The sequence below is a fragment of the Streptomyces sp. NPDC001902 genome (assembly GCF_042891295.1).
In the GTDB taxonomy this organism is placed as follows: domain Bacteria; phylum Actinomycetota; class Actinomycetes; order Streptomycetales; family Streptomycetaceae; genus Actinacidiphila.
Map to the genome: position 1 here is coordinate 67762 of NZ_JBIATA010000007.1, position 17358 is coordinate 85119.

Annotated in this window: 21 protein-coding genes; 14 read left to right on the forward strand and 7 right to left on the reverse strand. The window is 72.2% G+C overall.

Features of this window, described 5'->3' with window-relative positions; genetic code table 11:
- Positions 1-80: 80 nt before the first annotated feature.
- The 3 genes from ACFYYN_RS14295 (at position 81) to ACFYYN_RS14305 (ending at position 1970) form a co-directional block, all read left to right on the forward strand.
- Complete coding sequence (locus tag ACFYYN_RS14295) at positions 81-1214, forward strand: PP2C family protein-serine/threonine phosphatase (RefSeq protein WP_500546015.1); 1134 nt, start codon at positions 81-83, stop codon at positions 1212-1214.
- A 67-nt stretch (positions 1215-1281) separates the two neighbouring features.
- On the forward strand, positions 1282-1575 hold the full coding sequence (locus ACFYYN_RS14300; protein ID WP_499510253.1) for an ArsR/SmtB family transcription factor: 294 nt from the start codon (positions 1282-1284) through the stop codon (positions 1573-1575).
- Positions 1572-1970: a VOC family protein gene (locus tag ACFYYN_RS14305; RefSeq protein WP_499510254.1), complete on the forward strand. Its 399-nt coding sequence runs from the start codon at positions 1572-1574 to the stop codon at positions 1968-1970. The genes ACFYYN_RS14300 and ACFYYN_RS14305 overlap by 4 nt, the downstream gene beginning before the upstream one ends.
- 27 nt (positions 1971-1997) lie before the next feature.
- Here the strand turns inward: ACFYYN_RS14305 and ACFYYN_RS14310 are convergent, their stop codons facing one another.
- Positions 1998-3053: a DUF4190 domain-containing protein gene (locus tag ACFYYN_RS14310; RefSeq protein ID WP_500546016.1), complete on the reverse strand. Its 1056-nt coding sequence runs from the start codon at positions 3051-3053 to the stop codon at positions 1998-2000.
- Between the two features lie 180 nt (positions 3054-3233).
- On the opposite strand from ACFYYN_RS14310, the gene ACFYYN_RS14315 reads away from it, so the two are divergent.
- Both ACFYYN_RS14315 and ACFYYN_RS14320 read left to right on the forward strand, forming a co-directional pair.
- Complete coding sequence (locus ACFYYN_RS14315; protein ID WP_500546017.1) at positions 3234-3719, forward strand: hypothetical protein; 486 nt, start codon at positions 3234-3236, stop codon at positions 3717-3719.
- 100 nt (positions 3720-3819) lie between these two features.
- Positions 3820-4248, forward strand: a complete 429-nt coding sequence (locus ACFYYN_RS14320; RefSeq protein WP_500546018.1) for a hypothetical protein — start codon at positions 3820-3822, stop codon at positions 4246-4248.
- Positions 4249-4425: 177 nt separating this feature from the next.
- Here the strand turns inward: ACFYYN_RS14320 and ACFYYN_RS14325 are convergent, their stop codons facing one another.
- Positions 4426-4977, reverse strand: coding sequence for a hypothetical protein (locus ACFYYN_RS14325; RefSeq protein ID WP_500546019.1), 552 nt, complete (start codon positions 4975-4977; stop codon positions 4426-4428).
- A gap of 436 nt (positions 4978-5413) precedes the next feature.
- Here ACFYYN_RS14325 and ACFYYN_RS14330 point away from each other — a divergent pair, with 436 nt between their 5' ends.
- Positions 5414-6682, forward strand: coding sequence for a helix-turn-helix domain-containing protein (locus tag ACFYYN_RS14330; protein ID WP_500546020.1), 1269 nt, complete (start codon positions 5414-5416; stop codon positions 6680-6682).
- Between the two features lie 29 nt (positions 6683-6711).
- Here the strand turns inward: ACFYYN_RS14330 and ACFYYN_RS14335 are convergent, their stop codons facing one another.
- Both ACFYYN_RS14335 and ACFYYN_RS14340 read right to left on the reverse strand, forming a co-directional pair.
- Positions 6712-7824 carry a VanZ family protein gene (locus ACFYYN_RS14335; protein ID WP_500546021.1) on the reverse strand — a complete coding sequence of 371 codons (1113 nt, stop codon included), beginning with the start codon at positions 7822-7824 and terminating at the stop codon, positions 6712-6714.
- 229 nt (positions 7825-8053) lie between these two features.
- Positions 8054-8644, reverse strand: coding sequence for a hypothetical protein (locus ACFYYN_RS14340; RefSeq protein ID WP_500546022.1), 591 nt, complete (start codon positions 8642-8644; stop codon positions 8054-8056).
- Positions 8645-8794: 150 nt separating this feature from the next.
- Between ACFYYN_RS14340 and ACFYYN_RS14345 the strand changes: the two genes are divergently transcribed.
- Both ACFYYN_RS14345 and ACFYYN_RS14350 read left to right on the forward strand, forming a co-directional pair.
- The gene (locus tag ACFYYN_RS14345) at positions 8795-8941 is read left to right on the forward strand and encodes a hypothetical protein (protein ID WP_500546023.1); all 147 of its coding nucleotides are present in this window, start codon (positions 8795-8797) and stop codon (positions 8939-8941) included.
- 133 nt (positions 8942-9074) lie between these two features.
- A complete protein-coding gene (locus ACFYYN_RS14350; protein ID WP_500546024.1) occupies positions 9075-9464 on the forward strand; it encodes a hypothetical protein in 390 nt (129 codons plus the stop codon).
- A 16-nt stretch (positions 9465-9480) separates the two neighbouring features.
- Here ACFYYN_RS14350 and ACFYYN_RS14355 read toward each other — a convergent pair whose 3' ends face one another.
- Complete coding sequence (locus ACFYYN_RS14355; RefSeq protein WP_499510265.1) at positions 9481-9681, reverse strand: hypothetical protein; 201 nt, start codon at positions 9679-9681, stop codon at positions 9481-9483.
- Positions 9682-9814: 133 nt separating this feature from the next.
- Here ACFYYN_RS14355 and ACFYYN_RS14360 point away from each other — a divergent pair, with 133 nt between their 5' ends.
- From ACFYYN_RS14360 to ACFYYN_RS14370, 3 genes are read left to right on the forward strand one after another with little or no spacing between them, the layout of a single operon-like run.
- Entirely contained in the window at positions 9815-10024 is a 210-nt protein-coding gene (locus tag ACFYYN_RS14360) for a ferredoxin (RefSeq protein WP_500327009.1), read from the forward strand.
- Positions 10014-11381 carry an NAD(P)/FAD-dependent oxidoreductase gene (locus ACFYYN_RS14365; RefSeq protein WP_500546025.1) on the forward strand — a complete coding sequence of 456 codons (1368 nt, stop codon included), beginning with the start codon at positions 10014-10016 and terminating at the stop codon, positions 11379-11381. The genes ACFYYN_RS14360 and ACFYYN_RS14365 overlap by 11 nt, the downstream gene beginning before the upstream one ends.
- 34 nt (positions 11382-11415) lie before the next feature.
- Positions 11416-12621, forward strand: coding sequence for a cytochrome P450 (locus ACFYYN_RS14370; protein ID WP_500546026.1), 1206 nt, complete (start codon positions 11416-11418; stop codon positions 12619-12621).
- 15 nt (positions 12622-12636) lie between these two features.
- Here the strand turns inward: ACFYYN_RS14370 and ACFYYN_RS14375 are convergent, their stop codons facing one another.
- On the reverse strand, positions 12637-13185 hold the full coding sequence (locus tag ACFYYN_RS14375; protein WP_500546027.1) for a CGNR zinc finger domain-containing protein: 549 nt from the start codon (positions 13183-13185) through the stop codon (positions 12637-12639).
- A gap of 113 nt (positions 13186-13298) precedes the next feature.
- Here ACFYYN_RS14375 and ACFYYN_RS14380 point away from each other — a divergent pair, with 113 nt between their 5' ends.
- Both ACFYYN_RS14380 and ACFYYN_RS14385 read left to right on the forward strand, forming a co-directional pair.
- Positions 13299-13724 carry a hypothetical protein gene (locus tag ACFYYN_RS14380; RefSeq protein ID WP_500546028.1) on the forward strand — a complete coding sequence of 142 codons (426 nt, stop codon included), beginning with the start codon at positions 13299-13301 and terminating at the stop codon, positions 13722-13724.
- A 159-nt stretch (positions 13725-13883) separates the two neighbouring features.
- A complete protein-coding gene (locus tag ACFYYN_RS14385) occupies positions 13884-15455 on the forward strand; it encodes a tetratricopeptide repeat protein (protein ID WP_500546029.1) in 1572 nt (523 codons plus the stop codon).
- Positions 15456-15491: 36 nt separating this feature from the next.
- Here ACFYYN_RS14385 and ACFYYN_RS14390 read toward each other — a convergent pair whose 3' ends face one another.
- Entirely contained in the window at positions 15492-16193 is a 702-nt protein-coding gene (locus tag ACFYYN_RS14390) for a TIGR04222 domain-containing membrane protein (protein WP_500546030.1), read from the reverse strand.
- Between the two features lie 389 nt (positions 16194-16582).
- On the opposite strand from ACFYYN_RS14390, the gene ACFYYN_RS14395 reads away from it, so the two are divergent.
- The gene (locus ACFYYN_RS14395) at positions 16583-17239 is read left to right on the forward strand and encodes an aggregation-promoting factor C-terminal-like domain-containing protein (RefSeq protein ID WP_500546031.1); all 657 of its coding nucleotides are present in this window, start codon (positions 16583-16585) and stop codon (positions 17237-17239) included.
- Positions 17240-17358 lie beyond the last annotated feature (119 nt).

Below are 17358 nucleotides of genomic sequence, written 5' to 3' on the forward strand. Positions count from 1 at the left end.
CGGGTGACGTGGAGGGCGGGGCGGACGGGCGACGGTTAGCCTGAGCTGGCCGGAAGCCCGGTCGACCTCGGGAGCAGCACGTGGCAAGGCTGGGAACGCGGAGCTGGGCGGGAACGGAGAGCCGCCTGCTGCCGGCCGTCCTGCTGCTCGTCGCCGTGGTGATCGACCTCGCCACGCCACGCACCGTCAGCGCCGCGGCCCTCTACGCGGCTGCGGTGCTGGTGGCCGCCGCTCTGCTGTCGCTGCGCGGGACGGTCCTCATCGGATTGACCGCCCTCGTCCTCGACGCGGTCATGTTCTGGGTCTTCGGCTACCGCCGGAGTGCCATCGCGTTCAGCGAGCTGTTCATGGTCGCGACGGTGACCGGGATCGCCGTCCTCCTGAACCGGCTCCTGTACCACCGCGAAGCGCAGCTCCGGTCCGTACGCGACATCGCCGCCGCCGTCCAGCGCGCCGTCCTGCCGAGACCGCCGGAGCGGATCGGCCCGCTGCGCTTCGCCGCCCGGTACGAGGCCGCCCAGACGGACGCGCAGATCGGCGGGGACCTCTACGCCGTGGTCGACACCCCCTTCGGCGTCCGCTGCGTCATCGGCGACGTACGCGGCAAGGGGATGGAAGCGGTCAGGGCGGTCGCCGTCGGCATCGGGACCTTCTGCGAGGCGGCCCTGCAGGAGCCCAGCCTGACCGCCCTCGTGCAACGGCTGGAGCGGGCCGTCACCCTCGAGTCCCGGCAGTCGGGGACCCTGACCGAGTTCGAGGGGTTCATCACCGGCGTGCTGGCGGAGTTCCCCCGGCACGGGGACGAGGTCCGACTGGTCAACCGCGGCCACCCGCCGCCGCTGCTCTTCCTGGGCGACACCGTGCGGTACGTCGAGCCCACCCGGGCGGGCCTGCCCCTGGGCCTCGCCGCCCTCGACGACGGCACCGACACCGTCGACCGCGTCGACACGGTGGCGTTCCCCGAAGGGGCCAGTCTGCTGCTCTACACCGACGGACTCACCGAAGCCCGCGACGCGTCGGGCACCTTCTACGACCCCGTCGCCCGATGCACCGGCCGCCGCCGCCCCGACCCCGACGCCCTCGTGGACGCCCTGCTCGCCGACCACCACCGCCACACCGGCGGCCGCAGGACCGACGACACGGCGCTGCTGGCCATCACGCACGTCCCGACGGAGGACGGGGCCTCCGCGGCCGACCGGATCCAGGGCGCCTGAGCCGCCGGACGGAGATCCCGGAACCCGGGCTTGATAGGCAAGCATCTACTTGCCTATCGTTGCGGTCATGGCAGAGGATGTGTTCAAGGCGCTGGCAGACCCCACCCGCCGACGCATCCTCGACGAGCTGGCGGAACGGGACGGCCAGACCCTGTTCGAGATCTGCGGGCGGCTGGCGATGAAGCACGGCCTGGGGCTGTCCCGCCAGGCGGTCAGCCAGCACCTGGCCGTGCTCGAATCGGCGGGGCTGGTGCTCACGCGGCGCCAGGGCCGGTACAAATACCACGACCTGAACACCGAACCCCTGGAGCACATCGTGACCCGGTGGCTCAGGCCCGACGCATCGGAGAGCACCCCATGAGGATCCACCTGTCCAGCGTCTTCGTCGACGACCAGGAGAAGGCCCTGCGCTTCTACACCGACGTGCTGGGCTTCGTGAAGAAGCACGACGTCCCGATCGGTACGGACCGGTGGCTGACCGTGGTCTCACCGGAGGACCCCGACGGGACGCAGCTGCTGCTCGAGCCCTCCGGCCACCCCGCGGTGAAGCCCTACAAGACGGCGCTGGCCGAGGACGGCATCCCGGCGACCTCCTTCGCCGTGGACGACGTGCACGCGGAGTTCGCCCGGCTGCGCGGGCTCGGGGTGCACTTCACTCAGGAACCGGTGCAGATGGGCCCCGTCACGACCGCCGTCCTGGACGACACCTGCGGCAACCTGATCCAGATCGTGCACAGCGCGGACGCCGGGAGCTGAGGCGGAGCCACGAAGAGCGCCCACCGGTCAGACGAAGTACTCCGGCGTCTTGTCCGTGGCGAGGCCCAGCGCCTCACGGACCTTTATCGCCTGGTCGTGGCCCGGCCGGAGCAGGGCCGCCTCGTAGTGGTCGTAGTAGGTCGCCGTGTCCTTCGCGTCGGCGGCCTTCGCCCAGTGCGGGCGGGCCGCGTCGATCTCCCGTTGAAGGGCCGCGACGTGGCGCTCCGCGCCGGCGGGCCATTCATGAGCGCGCAGCATGCGCGCCTGCTCGTCGAGGGCCACCGCGATACCGTGCGCCCACTCCTTGTAGCCCTTGAAATCGTCCTTGACGTACGACGCTTCCGGTTTGCCGAAGTACTGCGCGTCGTTGGCGACGTTGGCGGCCTTGAGGTAGGCGACCTGGTGCTCGTCGAGCGTGGTCTCGTCATACCGGAGGGAACCCTCGAGGGGTGTGTTCCCGGCTCTGCCGTACACGCAGGTCACCCGGCGGTCGCCGAGCTCCCAGCTCTCCCGGCTGGGGCCGTAGAAGTACATCTCGACCTCCGCCTCCACTGCCCAGTAGTCCATCGAGTAGGCGCTGTCGAGGTCCGTGCACCGACTGTCGACCGTCTCGTCGATCGAGTCGTCGCCCGGGTAAGCGCCGTCCTCGGTGAGTTCGAAGGCCCCGAACACCTCGGCGGTGTGCTTGCCCCCACACGGCACGACGGCCATGTCGGGAACATCGGTCTCCAAGTCGTCGCCGGGGGTGTCGATGCACTCGCCCTTGCGGAGGAGGGCGAAGGCGTTGTCGGCCGGCACCTCCTCCCTGACGTCGTCACCGAGGCCCTGCGTGAAGCCCGCGAGGCCGAAGGCCAGGACCACGGCGCAGGCCAGCGTGCTCAGCGACGACAGCACCACCCCGGTCGTGGCCATGCCCTTGCCACGCTCCCCGGTCCTCTCGATCCGGCCCAGCGCCATGGCACCCAGGACGACACCGACCACCGGAACACCGAACAGCAGCCCGGAAACCATGGCCGCGACGGCGAGTTTGCTCACGGGCGGCCGCGACGGCTCGGGCGGCGGCGCGGGAGTCGGCGAGTTCACGGAACAGTGCTCCTCATGGAGTGTCAGGCGAACGGCTGCGCGAATATATCCGATCTCCGTGAACACGGTTCCCGCCCGACCGCGGGCGCTCTGCGGCACCGATTCGCCGCGTCCCGTTCGGCCGCGGACCGGACGTGCCAGCATGATCCGGTCGATCGGGAACCACACACGGGGGTTGACGTGTTCCATCACGTTCGGCGGCGTGCCCTGCTGGGCTGCGTCGCGTCCGTCCTCATGCTCAGCGGCTGCACGGAGGGCTCCGGACTTCCCCGCCAGCAGGGAGCCACGCCGGCTGCCCCCTCCCCATCCGCTTCCGCCGCCTCGCCCGCCTCCTGGCGCGACCCGGCGGAGCAACTGACGGACGCCAGGGTGTGGGTGTCGACGGGGCGGCACAGCGGTGGACTGGAGTTGGCACTGCCGGCCAAGCCCGAGGGCGGGACGGTCTACGTGGCCACGCAGTGCCAGGGCACCGGCACGCTCACGGTCGACGCCGGCCGCTACGGCACGTCCACGGAGCACTGTTCGGACCGGCCGGACGGCAGCCTCAACGGTGCCGAGATGCCGACCTCCGAGGCCGCGACCCGCCTCAAGGTGACCGCGGGGCCCGGGGTCACCTGGGCGGTCGCGGTCGGCTGGGACGAGCGCGCTCAGGGGCCGTCGCAGTAGCGGCGCCGCCACCGGCGCCCGCAGTCGGGGCGCCGGATCACCGTGCGCAGCCAATCCCCGCCCGGAGCCGTTGCGCTGCGCTCCCGGTACCTTGGTCCGCGTGAACGCCACCCCGGATCGGACGGGCCCGCTGTCGGACGATGAGTTCCAGCAGTTCAGCAGGTCGTCTCTGGACTACCGAGCCAAGGGAGGGGCCGTGGGGATCGAACTGGAACTGCACTCTGGGCGACCAGCACGCAAGGGGACGTCCCGGGGGACCTTGCTGCGAGGGTCCTATGAGCACGGTGAAGCGCTGGCGAGGGTGCTCGGCACGCTCGGCCGGCACGACTCCGGCAAGCTCGGCTGGGTGGATCCCTACGGCGACACGCTGTTCAACGAGCAGGAGGCTCACGTCGTCCGCCAGGAGGTCGCCGTCCTGACGCAGCGGTGCACTGACGAGGAGCAGAAGGCGGCTCTGCTCGACCTCGCCGGACTTCTCGAAGCGTGTGCGGCGACGCCGGGCAGCTACTTGTGGTTCATGGGTGACTAGCCGCACCTGAGCCCAGGATGGACTTCCCGGGGCGGCGTCCGGGGGCGGCGAGGGAAGCCGCCTCGCCGCCCGGCCCTACGCACCGCACGCGCCTCCTGCGCGGTGGGTACGCAGGGCCCCGCCGGAGTTGCACTGCCCGGCGGGGCCCATGGTGTGCGTCAGCGGTGCCGTCAGCCGTCAGCGGGCGCTCGTGGTCTCGATGTCGACGATGTGGTCGTACCGCTCCAGCAGCACGAAGAGCTTGGTCTTCTGCGCCGTCTCCCCGCTGCCGAAAGTCAGGGTGACGATGACCTCATGGCCGTTTCCCACGGTGCCGTTGTCGGTCACCGTCCACCGCGCCGGGACGTTTTGGGCGCGCAGGACGCCGTCCGCCCCGTTCTCCTTCTCCCAGGCCGCCAGCCGCAGGGCGAAGTCGGGCGTCAGGTAGTGCTTGCGGAGGGCCGTGGCCAGCGTGACGTCCGGGTCCGTGTAGTCGCCCTTCGCGTCGATGTATGCGCCGTAGAAGTCGGCGACCCGGGTCACCGCCCGACCGGGCGTCCCGCTGACCGACTGCGGTGCTGCGGTGGACGCCTTCGCGGGGGCGTGGACGGACGCCTGTGCCGACTCGGACGACTTGGCGCTGACGCTGTGCGGGGTCCCGGCGGAGGCCTGGATGCCGGCGCCGAGGCCGAGGCCGAGGGCAACGGCGAGGACGCCGGCGGTAAGGGCGGCGCGAGTCTTGTTGTTCATGTCGGTTCTCCGTTTCGGGTGATCGAGTGGTCCGGCAGCGTCCACGGGCAGGTGTCCCGGTCCGTCGCCTCCGGTACGCCGGTGGTGGCCTTGCCGGCCGTTCAGGACGAGGTGCGGTGCGGCGGCAGGTCGGCGACTGCGAGGAGCGCGCCTGCTCGGGTGCGCTTGGGCATGGGTGTCCCCCCGTGAATGCGGTGAATGCGATCAATGCGGTGGATGCATGAGTGCAGTGCATCGGTGCCGGACGTCGCCCGACGCCGGCTGGTCGGTCCGGCTCTGGTCGGTGCGACACGAAAAGCATCCGCGGCCACCGGAGTCCTGCGCAACGACTGCCGCCCCTCTGGCGGCGGTGGAACCATCCCGGCCCATCTGACGTGCAGGGATATGAGGGCCTGGGATGCAGGATCGGCGGCCGGACGACGGGAGAACGGTGTCGATGCGCGACGATGTCGAGGAGTTCGCGGCGCTGGTGCGCCGGCTGAAGGACCGCACGAACCGGAGCTACGCCTCTCTGGCCCGCCGCCTCAACATGAACACCTCCACGTTGCACCGGTACTGCACGGGCGACGCGGTGCCTCAGGACTTCGCGCCCGTGGAGCGGCTCGCGGCCTTCTGCGGGGCGGGCCCGCAGGAGCGGCTGGAGTTGCACCGACTGTGGCTGTCGGCGACGGCGGCTCGGCAGGAGGTGCGTACGGCCGGTCCTGCGGAGGCGGCGGCACCGGACGGGGACGGGGTGCTCGTCGAGGAGGGCAGCTCCGCGGAGCAGCCCGGGGACGGCCCCGACCCGGACGCGCCCGCTCCCTCCCCCGCTCCCCGCCCCTGGTACCGCCGCCGACGGGTCCTGGCGTCCATCGCCGTCGTCGGCGCGCTGGTCGCCGCTTTGCGCAGCACGTCGGCCCTGTCGGGCGAGCGCTCCGCCGAGGCGGACGCCTCCCGCACCGCGGGCTCGCGGACGACCGCCCCCGGCGCACCCCACCGGTCGCCGACGTCGGCCACCACGTCCCCCTCCCCTTCCCGGAGCTCCTCCCCGGCCGCCACCGGCAGCGGTCCCACCGCGGCCGCGAAGCAGACCACCGGCCTGCCGCTCGCGTGGAGCGCCGACTCCCTGGTCTGGGACAAGGGCTGCGGCCACGACTACGTCATCGCCAAGCCGCCCGCACAGGTACCTGCGCCGCCGGTGGAGCAGGATGCCCGGGCGTGGGCGGCGACGCAGGGCGCGGTGCACGGGCGGCAGACGAGGGTGCAGATCTCGGTGCAGGGGCGGTCGTCGGCGGCCGTGGTCCTCGAGGCGCTCCACGTCCGGATCGTCAGCCGCGGCAACCCGGCCGCCGGGAGTGCGTACGCCATGGGCCAGGGCTGCGGGAGCGACCTCACGCCCCGCCGCTTCACCGTGAACCTCGACGTCGACCGCCCCATCACCCGCCCGGAGGACGGCGCCGACAGCGAACACGTCATCCCGGCCGCGCACTTCCCGTACCGCGTCTCCGCCGAGGACCCGGAGGTGCTGCTGGTCGACGCGATGACACGGACCCACGACGCCCGCTGGTACCTCGAACTCGACTGGTCCTCCCAGGGCCGCACCGGCACGATCCGCATCGACGACCACGGCCGCCCGTTCCGCACCACCGGCATCACGGCACTGCCGCACTACTGGTACGGCACGAACGACGCAGGCCGGCGTGCCTGGGTCCCCTACGACAGCTAGCGCTGTGACCGCATGGGTCCGCCGGGTCGTCAGCCGCAGTAGTCGCCGGACTTGGTGTCCGGGCCGGTGCCGGCGGTCGCGGCGAGGCGGACGCCGAGGAGACGCCCGGCGGAGTTCACCGTCACCTGAAGCGACGTCACGGCGCGCATGCTGTCGTCACGGTAGGGGTACGTCACGGTCCACATCCCGCGCGCGCCGTCGTCGACGCGGTCCACCGCGGGCCGCTTCGTGTCGGCCGTGGGGTAGTGCAGGGCCACGTACCGGTCCGCGGACCGCTCGGCGGCCGCCGCGTCGTGCACCGACCAGGAAGAGCCCGGGATGGGTTTCCCGACCGCCGCGGCCTCGGTCCGGGGGCCCGTCGACACGTCGACGCGGAACCCGTCCGGGTCGGGCCAGCTCATGAAGGCGACCCCGCTCGGTTCCAGCTCCGCCCACACCTCCTCGTTCACGCCGTCGATCCCGCACGGCGTGTTGTCCTGGACCCGGACGATCCTGACGTCGTCGCCCAGCGCCTTGCGCACCGCCTGCCCGATCACCGCCTGCTGCTCCGCGGACGCCTGCCTGCTCGGCTCGGCGTGGTCGACGACCCGCACGTCGACGACGGTCGTCAGCACGAGGGCCACGGCCAGGAATCCCGCACCGGTCGCGGCCTGGAGCCCGCGGTGGCGCGTGGGCCAGGGCCGGACCCTCGTACCGGCGAGGCGCAGTGACAGGACCCCGAGGCCCGCGCCCACGACGGCGCCCGCCACGTTGGTGGTGAAGTCACTGGTGTCGCAGTAACGGCCGATGACCGGAAGGCAGGCCTGGACGGTCTCGATCCCGCACGCCAGGAGGACCGACAGCAGCACAGGAGGCACCGGACGCCGGGCCGCCCGCACACCGAAGAAGCCGATCGGCACGAACAGGGCGACGTTCATCCAGCCCTGGGTCGTCCCGAACGACTCCCACACGTCCTTGCTCACCGTGCACTTCACCGTGCCTGTACCGACGGGTCTGAGCCAAAGCGTGAGGAACAAGGCGGCCGTCGTCGTGGCCGCCCACGCCGCGTAGGTCCAGGGCCGGTCGGAACGGCCACGCAGGGCGACCGAGACGACCCCCAGCACGGCCGCGGAGACGAGGGCGACGAGGAGGAGGTACAACATGTGCCCTCCGAAGACGAGAGCGAACAATGCCGTGCCTTTCGAGCGCGAGGGGATCAGCCGACGGCGCGCGAATCGCGGCGCGTCGGCGATCACCCTGGCGCCCACACGTCATGGACCCTGGTTCAACTCATGACCAAGCTGTAACAGCCCACCCCTGCCGGTTCGGAAGATCACCAGTACAGGCTCCGGATCGGCGCTCGGCCCTCCGGTTGAACGCCGTTTCCTGCGGCTACGGCGTGGGCTCGGTCCCCTCCGGAAAACCCAACGCATCCAGCAGTACGGCGACGAGGTCCTCCACGAAGGTCTCCTCCGAACGCAGTATCTCCTCGATCCGGGACTGCGGTGCCACGGCCGGGATGCCTGCCGATGCGGCCCAGGCGAGAGCGCCTTCGGCGTCGGAAGGAATCTCCGCGTCGAGTTCCGCGCGTGTGCGGCTCACGGCCTCGTCGAACTCGGGGGTGTCCACCCACAGGAGCTGATCTTCCAGGTCCTCCGGTTCCTCGGTGACGAGTGCCGCGGCAATGTGCAGGTTGAGCCACGCCTGCCAACGTCGCCCGTCGGTTCCCAGCCCCGTCACCAGGGCGGCACTGCTGTCGGATACGGACGCGACGCAGGCCGGTGCGCCGGTCCACTCGACGAGGGCGGGCAGATCGTCGTCCTCCCAGATCTCGTTGTCGAACTGGAGGGTCTGCCAACCACCCGCTCGCGGCCACCACTCGTGCACCCCGTCCTTCAGCTCCTGGTCGATGCCGTCGAACACGGGCGCTTCCAGCAGCGGACGCTTGCTGCGGGCGAAGAGCAGGTGCCCGGAAAACCCCACGGGAACTCCTTCTTGGAGACGTTGCCCGCACCTTATGGGCTGCCACCGACACGGCAGGCTCGGCCCGGCTCGCGCCCCGTCCACCGCCGCTGCGACCCTTTGTGTGCGCGAGCCCCTCCCGAACCGTCCGCGGCGTGGAACCCTGCGGTCGTGAACGACGACGAACCCCCGGTCGAAACGCTGGACGCCGACATGCGCCCCTGCGTCTTCTGCGGGCATCCGGTTCCTGGGGAATCGCTTGACGAGTACGACTGCCCCGTGTGCGGCGACCCGGAAGGGCGCGACGTACTGCTGTGAGTGAGTCACTCGACCGCGCTCACCGTTGGCGCGGCCTCGCTCTTCCGATGCGACGACAACGCGCGCATCGAGGTGCGCGCCTCGTCACATGCCGGAAACATACGCGGCGACGATCCGCCAGTAGGGTCCCGGCATGCTCCTTTTCCACTTCACGCGGCCGGGGCTGTGGCCGCTGATTTTGGCAGACGCGGAGATCAGGGCGACCTGGCCGGAGGAGCTGGAGGACGTACCGGAACTGGCACGGTCCGTGCACCTGACCGCCGATCCGAGCCCGGGGTCGCTGCCGGGGGCCTTCCGGGACCGCACCGTGCGGTTCACGGTGGAGGTTCCCGCGCCGGAGGCGCAGCGGTGGCACGCGTGGGCGGGTACGAGGCTGCCCGCGGGGTCCGCGGAGGCGCTCGCGGCGTCCCGGTTCGACGGTCGTCCGGACGAGTGGTTCGTGCTGGAGCGGGCCATCCCGTCGGCGGAGTGGGTGTCGGTGATCGACCTCGGTGTGATGACGCCGCTCTGGCCGCGCCCGTAGCCGCGTCGGCGGGCCGTCACCAGGTCGTGGGGCCGGCGCCGCGCCACTCGACGAGGTCGCTGTCGTACAGGTCGCCCAGGCGCATGCGGAGCCCGGCGCGGCGGGCCAGCGCGAGGACGTCCCGGGGTCCGTAGGCGAGGCCGAGGATCCTGCCGTCGCAGCGCACGCGGCGGCCGCCGGTGCCCGAGGGCGGGTACACGATCACTCGGCATCGCACCGGCTCAGCGTGGCCCCGCGGGGGCGGGAACGCATCCTGGCGGAATGTCCGGGCGGAGTATCCGGGCGAGCGCCGCGGCCCCGCAGGGCTTACGAATGGAGGGACATCAAAGCGCCGGAGAGAGTGGCTGGGCATGCGCGTTGTCGTGGACCTCACCCGTTGCCAAGGCTATGCGCAGTGCGTGTTCCTTGCGCCGGACGTGTTCGAACTGCACGGCGAGGAGGCGCTGCTGTACGACCCGGCGGTCCCGGGCGACCAGTACGAACGCGTGCGCCAGGCCGCCGCGGCGTGCCCGGTGCAGGCGATCCTGGTGGGCGAGGAGGTGAGCGCCGGTGTCCGCTGACCTCCTGGAGGGCCGGATCGTCGTCGTCGGGGCGTCGCTGGCGGGCCTGCGGGCCGCGGAGACGCTGCGCGAGAAGGGCTTCACCGGTTCGCTGACCGTCGTCGGGGACGAACCCCACCCGCCGTACGACCGGCCGCCGCTGTCCAAGGGGGTGCTGCTCGGCAAGGTGTCGGCGGACGCCACCGGCCTGCCGATGCGCCGTGATCCGGACGCGGAGTGGCGGCTGGGGGTGCGGGCCACCGGGCTGGATCCGGTGGGGAAGCGGGTCCTGCTGGGCGATGGCTCGTCGCTGCCGTTCGACCGGCTGCTGATCACGACCGGGACGCGGGCGCGGCCCTGGCCGGTTCCGGAGGAGGCCGCCCTCGACGGGGTGTTCACGCTGCGCACCAGCGACGACGCCGCGCGCCTGGCCGAGCGGCTGGCCGCCGGGCCGCGCCGGGTGCTGGTGATCGGCGCGGGCTTCACCGGTTCGGAGATCGCGTCGGTCTGCCGCGAGCGCGGTCTGGAGGTCACGGTCACAGAGCGCGGCCCGGCGCCGCTGGTGGGGGCGCTCGGCGGGACCTTGTCGAAGCTCGCCGCCGCCATGCAGCGGGCCCACGGTGTGGACCTGCGCTGCGGCGTGACCGTCACCTCGCTGCGCGGCAACGGCAGGTTCACCGGTGCGGACCTGTCGGACGGCACCCGTGTCGACGCGGACGTGTGCGTCGTCGCGATGGGCGCGGTCCGCAACGTCGAGTGGCTGGCGGAGTCCGGGCTGGCCGCGGGCCCGCGCGGGATCGCCTGCGACGCAGGGTGCCGGGCGTTCACCATGTACGGGATCGTCACGGACGACGTGTTCGTGGCCGGTGACGTCTCGCGCTTCCCGCACCCGCTGTACGAGTACCAGCTGCTCTCCCTCGAGCACTGGCGCAACGCGGTGGACCAGGCCGAGGTCGCCGCCCACAACATGGTCAGTCCGGGGCCGCTGCGGCGGCCGCACCTGGCGGTGCCGACGTTCTGGTCGAGCCAGTTCGGCTACAACATCAAGTCGGTGGGCGTCCCCACCTTCTCCGACCAGGTGGTCATCGCGCAGGGTTCGCTGGAGGAGCGCCGCCTGGTCATGGCGTACGGCTACCGCGGCCGGTTGACCGCCGCGGTCACGGTCAACATGGCCAAGTCGCTGGAGTACTACGAGCGGCTCATCGAGACGGCCGCCCCCTTCCCGCCCCCGCTGGGCGCGTCGGACCGCCGCACGGCGGCCGAGGTCGTCCTCCCCTCCGATGTGCCGGACCCGAGCCGGCTCTCGCACGGTCCCACGGTCGCGCTCACCGGGTACCTGCCGGACCGGCGGCTGGTCCTGGCGAGGCCCGCCGGGTGACCCACCCCCGCCCATCCACGAGGAGCCACCACGCATGACCGCCGAGACCCTGCTGGAACGGATCACCGATTACGCCAGCCGCCCCGACCCGTACCCGCTGTACGCGGAGCTCCGCGAGGCCGGGCCCGTGGTGCGGCAGACGGACGGCAGCTACCTGGTCGGCACGTACCACGAGATCGTCGGCCTGCTCCACGACCCGAGGCTCAGCGCGGACCCCCGCAACCGCACCACACCGGCTGCCCCGGCGGCGGAGGAGACGCAGCACCTGCCGTTCCTGCGGCTGGACGACCCCGAGCACCACCGGTTGCGCACGCTCGCCATGCGGCCGTTCGGCCCGCCCCACAACCCCGGCCGGGTCGACGCGATGCGCGGGGAGATCACCCGGATCACCGGGGAACTGGTCGAGGCGCTCCGGGGCCGCGACCACGTCGACATCGTCGACGACCTCGCCTACCCCCTGCCGGTCACGGTCATCTGCCGGATCCTCGGTGTGCCGCGCGAGGACGAGCCGCGGTTCCGGGAGTGGACCGACCTGCTCGTCGCCTCCGCCGACATCAGCCCCGGCGACGACGCCGCCGCGCGGGCCGAGGCGGGCCGCAAGGGCCGGATGGAGATGGGCGCGTACCTGCTCGGCCTCGCGGAGCAGCGCCGCGGCCGGCCCACCGGCGACCTGCTCTCGGACTTCGTCAACGAACCGGATCCGGAGCTGCGGCTCACCGACGAGGAGCTGGCGATGACCGCGATCCTGCTCCTCATCGCGGGGCACGAGACGACGGTCAACCTGATCACCAACGGTGTGCTCACGCTGCTGCGCCACCCCGACCAGTTGGAGCGGCTGCGCCGGGAGCCGGAACTGCTGCCGGAGACGGTGGAGGAACTGCTGCGGTACGAGCCGCCGGTGCACCTGCGCGAGCGCATCCCCCTCGCCGACGTTGACATCGCGGGCACCGTCGTGCCGAAGGGCACGTCCGTGATCCTCGCGCTCGCCTCGGGCAGCCGCGACCCCCTGCGGTTCCAGGACCCCGAACGGTTCGACCCCGCCCGCAAGGACAACGAGCACTTCGGCTTCGGCAGCGGCGTCCACCTGTGCTTCGGCGCACCGCTCGCGCGCATCGAGGCCCAGGCGGCGCTCGGCGCGCTGCTGCCCGGTCTGGGTACGGCGACCCTGCTGCAGGACCCGCCTCCCTACCGGCGCAACGCCATGCTGCGCGGGCCCCGTCACCTCTCCGTCAGGTTCTGAGGCACCTCGCCCGCCTCAGGCCTCGGTGGTGCGGTGCCGGGCCCGGAAGGCGGCTGCCTTGACGCGGTTCCCGCAGGTCCTCATCGCGCACCATTCACGCCGGCGGCCCCGGGAGCGGTCGAGGTAGACCTGGGTGCACTCCGGGCGGGCGCACTCGCGCAGCAGCGCCCCGTCCTCGCCGCCGATGATCTCGACGGCCTCGCGGGCGACGGCGGCGAGGCCTTGTGACGCCGAACCGGAGCGGCTCGTGCCGTCGGGGCCGAGCTGCGTCACCACGGGTGCCTGGGCCGCGTGGCGGTTCACCGCGGCAACCGCTCCGGCGGGCAGCGGTTCGCCGTCGAGCCGCGCCACGACCAGGGCGTAGATCGACTCCCGCAGGTCCACGGCCGCCGCGAGGTCCGACGCGTCGGAGCCGGGCTCGCGGTCGAGCATCCGGGACTCGACGAACCAGGAGTCGAGGAGCTCGGGCGAGGCGAGCTTCTCCGTGGGCACCGCATTGCGCCGTGCGCGCAGCGTGCCCAGGAAGTCGAGGGCGAGCGTCCCACAGGGGAAGGCATGGTTCACATCACCATCCTAACCGGTGATCCGCGATTCGTCACTGGCTTGACAGGTGACTTCGCCCCGTGACACGGTCGTCACCGTTCAGAACGGTTACTCATGATGTGGGGGACGCCGCAATGGCTGTCGTACGTTTCCACCTGCTCTCCTCGCTCAGCCCGTCCGAGGCACTGGCGGTGCTCACCGACTTCGGTCCCGCACGGGCCCGGAACTGGCCCACCATCGACGCCGAGCACCTCACGGTGCACGCGATCGGCGCCACCTGGGCCGAGGTGACCGAGGGCACCGCGTCCGCCTGGGAGCGGGCGCGCTACGACTGGGACGCCGGGACGGGAAGGGTCGCCATCACCACGCACGACTCGAAGGTGTTCGGCCCCGGCGGCGGATGGATCTTCCAGCTGACCCCCGAGGGGGACGGCACACGGATCGACGTCGAACTCACCCGCACCCCCGGCACGCTCAAGGGCAAGGTGCTCGCCACCCTGCTCCCCGTCGCCGCCGCATCCCTGCGCAAGTCCTACCGGGAGCCCTTCAAGGCGGTGTGATCACGCCGGCTCCGGCGCGGCGGCGGCTCCGGCCCGGACCGACCCCATTGCGGGCGGTTGGCCCGATTCCACCCCTCGAACTCACTGTCGAGATCCGGCTACCGTCCGTACACTGACAAGTTGCAGGCATGCGGGCAGTGTTGACCGGGGGGAGCCGCCATGTCCGAGCAACCGCACGGCACCGCGCACGGATACGGATACGGATTCGTCATCCCGCCCATGCCCTCCACCCCGCCGCCCGCGCCGCCGGACGGGCTGCGCGCGGCGGCGGTGGGGCTGCTCAACCTCAGTGGTCTCGGCCTCGGTTACGCCCTGACCCGGCGCTGGGTGCTCATGGCCGTGTGCTGGTTCGCGACCGGCATCCTGCTGCTGGTGGCGATGCCCGCGGACCCCGACGGCGTGCCCGTGGGCCTGGTGGTCGTCTACCTGGTCCTCCTCCTGGCCGCGGCCGTCCACGGCGCCGTGGTCGGCCTGCGCACCCGGCTGGTGTGGCCCGCGGGCGCTCCCCTGGCGATCGCCCTCGGACTGGTGCTGCTGGCCGTACCGGCCGGCGGCGTCGTGCTGTACGACATGGCCCGCGACGAGGCCAACGAGCAGGCGCTCCTGGACCGGCTCGACCAGGCCGACCGGCTCGTGCGGGCCGGGGGGAGCAGACCCTTCGACGCGGCCCGGTCCGACTACCGCAAGGCCCTGCGCGAGTACCGGGACATCAGATCCGGCCACCCCGGCTCGCGGGCCGCGGACCGGGTACCCGACCGCCTGAGGACCTACTACACGACCGTCGGCGCCGCCTACGAGCAGCAGGACTACTGCGCGGCGATACCGGCACTGACGTACCTGCGCACGGTCCCGGACACCATGGGCAAGCAGACGCTCGGCGCGCTCGCCCAGTGGCCCGACGACCGCCTGGCCGCCTCCCTCTACGAGTGCGGGGCGCAGCGACTGGGCAACGAGGACGCCGGCTGGACGGAGAACTTCGGCGACCTCCTGGGCACCTTCCCCGACTCCGAGCAGGCCGCGAAGGTCGCGCCCGCCGTCGACTCGGCCGTGGACGAGGCCGCGAAGGACGTGAGCGGCTCCGACCCCTGCCCCGCCGTCGACCGGCTGCGCACCCTCGGCACCCAGGCCGGGGGGCTGAACGCCGGCGCCGGGGACGTCGGCGACGCCGTCGCCGCCTCCGCCGCCCGGGCCGGGAGGAGCGCCGACTCGGGGGTGTACGCCTGCGGGGTCGACCAGTACAAGGACGGCGACTTCGGTGAGGCGCGGGAGACGATGAACACGTTCGTCGCCGACAACAAGAGCGCGAAGAACCGGGCGCTGGCCAAGAAGTTCGCCATCGCGGCCGAGGTCGCGGACGAGATCCCCGCGGCGGGCAAGCGCCTGCCCACGCTGGCCTCCGGCGGCAGCATCTCGGTCACGATCAAGAACGACAGCCCCAACCCGATCACGGTGCTCTACACCGGGCCGGTGACCGGCAGCCTCACGCTCAAGGCCTGCCGCAGCTGCACCTCGTACTCACTCCTGACGCCCTCCCTCGCGGGGTTCAAGCCCTGCCAGGACAGCGGCACGAACTACCCCCAGCGCACCATCCGCCTGCCCGTCGGCACCACGTACTTCCTGCACAAGTCGACGTCGTCCGACGGATCGAGCCCGGCGTCCGACAAGGCCACGCTCAAACCCGGCTACATCTACACCGAGTGCGCCTACACGACGAAGTCCTTCGGCTTCTGACCGTCCGGCCACCCTCGTCCGCCCTCGTCCGCCTCGTCAGTCCGAACCGCCGCCTCCGCCGCCGCCGCAACCGAAGCCGCCGGAGTGGTCGGTGTGGCCGGAATGGCCGGAATGGCCGGAATGGCCGGCACCGCCGTCGGCGCCGTGGCCCGTGTCGCCGTCGGGGTAGTCGGCGCGCCAGCGCAGGAACTCGTGCCTGCCGAACGGGAACAGGCCCTCGTCCGCGACCGCTCCGCGGCCGATCAGCCCCGCCTCACCGGTGAAGGCCGGGACGAGCGCGGTCAGCGCCGGGTCGCCGTAGAGGGCGACCGCGAGCAGGATGTCCTCCTCCGCGAGCCCTGCGGGACCCTGGGGCATCGGCGTACCCCGCCGCAGGTCCGCCAGGTACCGGCGGGCGGCCCGGGTCGGGCTGACCCGCACCAGGCGCAGCAGCCCCGCCCCGGCCAGTTCCGCCCGCATCCGGGACAGCGCCGTGCGCACGACCGCGCGCCCGAGCAGTTCCCTGATCCCCGCGGGTCGGTACAGCCCGACCCGTATCGCCTTCTCCAGCGGGTGGCGGTGCGGCGGCGGGTCCGCCTGTTCCGGGGAGACCTCCCGGCGCAGGGTGCCCGGCCGGCCGGACTCCACGGCGCCGCGCAGGTGCAGCGCCACCACGGCGACCGTCACGGCGGCCCTCGGGCCCCCGCGCAGCAGCGCGATCTCGTGCGGTTCCAGCCGGACCGCCGTTCCCTCGTCCATGGCACCACCCCCCGTGCGTGTGCCCGGTACGTGCCCATCGGCGGGGGTGGTCGAAGCCTGCCGGGGCGGGGTTCAGAGGGCGATTTGAGGGTGCCGTAGCGGACGTACGGCCGGTGGTGTAGGTGCGGCCGGCGGTCCTTCACCGGTACGGAGCGGGACTGCCGGGGCTGATGATGCGTGTGTAAGGAAATGTGCCGGGGGAATTGCCTTGGGGTGCTCCCCTACGGCAGGCTGTCGCTCCAGTCAGGCCCTGTCATCCGCACACCCGTACGTACACGCGTACGGGGCAACGGAGTTGGCCGGTGGTCGCCGGGGGCGGTCCGAGCCGGTGGGAGGGGCACGATCGCGTCCGGGAGATCACCGAACGGGCCGCGCTGGAAGGAGACCGTGTGAGCCGGATCTCGGTCCGGGGGATCGCGGTGGCTTCGGCCACGGCGGTCACCTCCGTGGGCGCCGTCGTCGGTGTCGCCTCGAGCAGCCAGGCGAGCGAGCAGCCCTTCGCCGCCTCCGAAGTCGACACCGTCCTGTCGGACATACCCGCCGGCCAGCGGGTCCAGCAGGCGTCCCTGACGCAGCAGGTGCAGGCGCAGTCCGACGCCGCCGACGTCGGCACCAGGAAGTCCGCGGAGCAGGCCGCCCGCAAGCAGGCCGCCAAGGACGCCACCGCCCGCAAGGCGGCGGAGGAGAAGGCGGAGGCCGACCGCAAGGCCAAGGCCGCCGCCCGTGCCGCGCTGGTCGTGAAGGCCTCGTACACGGTCGCCGAGGTCCAGGCCATGGCCCAGGCGATCATCGGTGACGCCTCGCAGTACCAGTGCTTCTCCAACATCGTCACCCACGAGAGCGGCTGGAACTACACCGCGACCAACTCCTCCTCCGGCGCCTACGGCCTCGTCCAGGCCCTGCCCGGCTCCAAGATGGCCTCCGCGGGCGCCGACTGGCGCACCAACCCCGGCACCCAGATCAGATGGGGCCTCAAGTACATGGACAGCCGCTACGGCAGCCCGTGCGGCGCCTGGTCGTTCTGGCAGGCCAACAACTGGTACTAGGGTCCGGCGAGGTCGGCGGCGGCCGCCTAGGTGGCGAGCGGCACCACAAGGCTGACGGTATCCGTCTGCGCGGGCTTGCGAACGTGTGCGCTGTTGTGCCGCGAGCGGGCTCGGAAGGG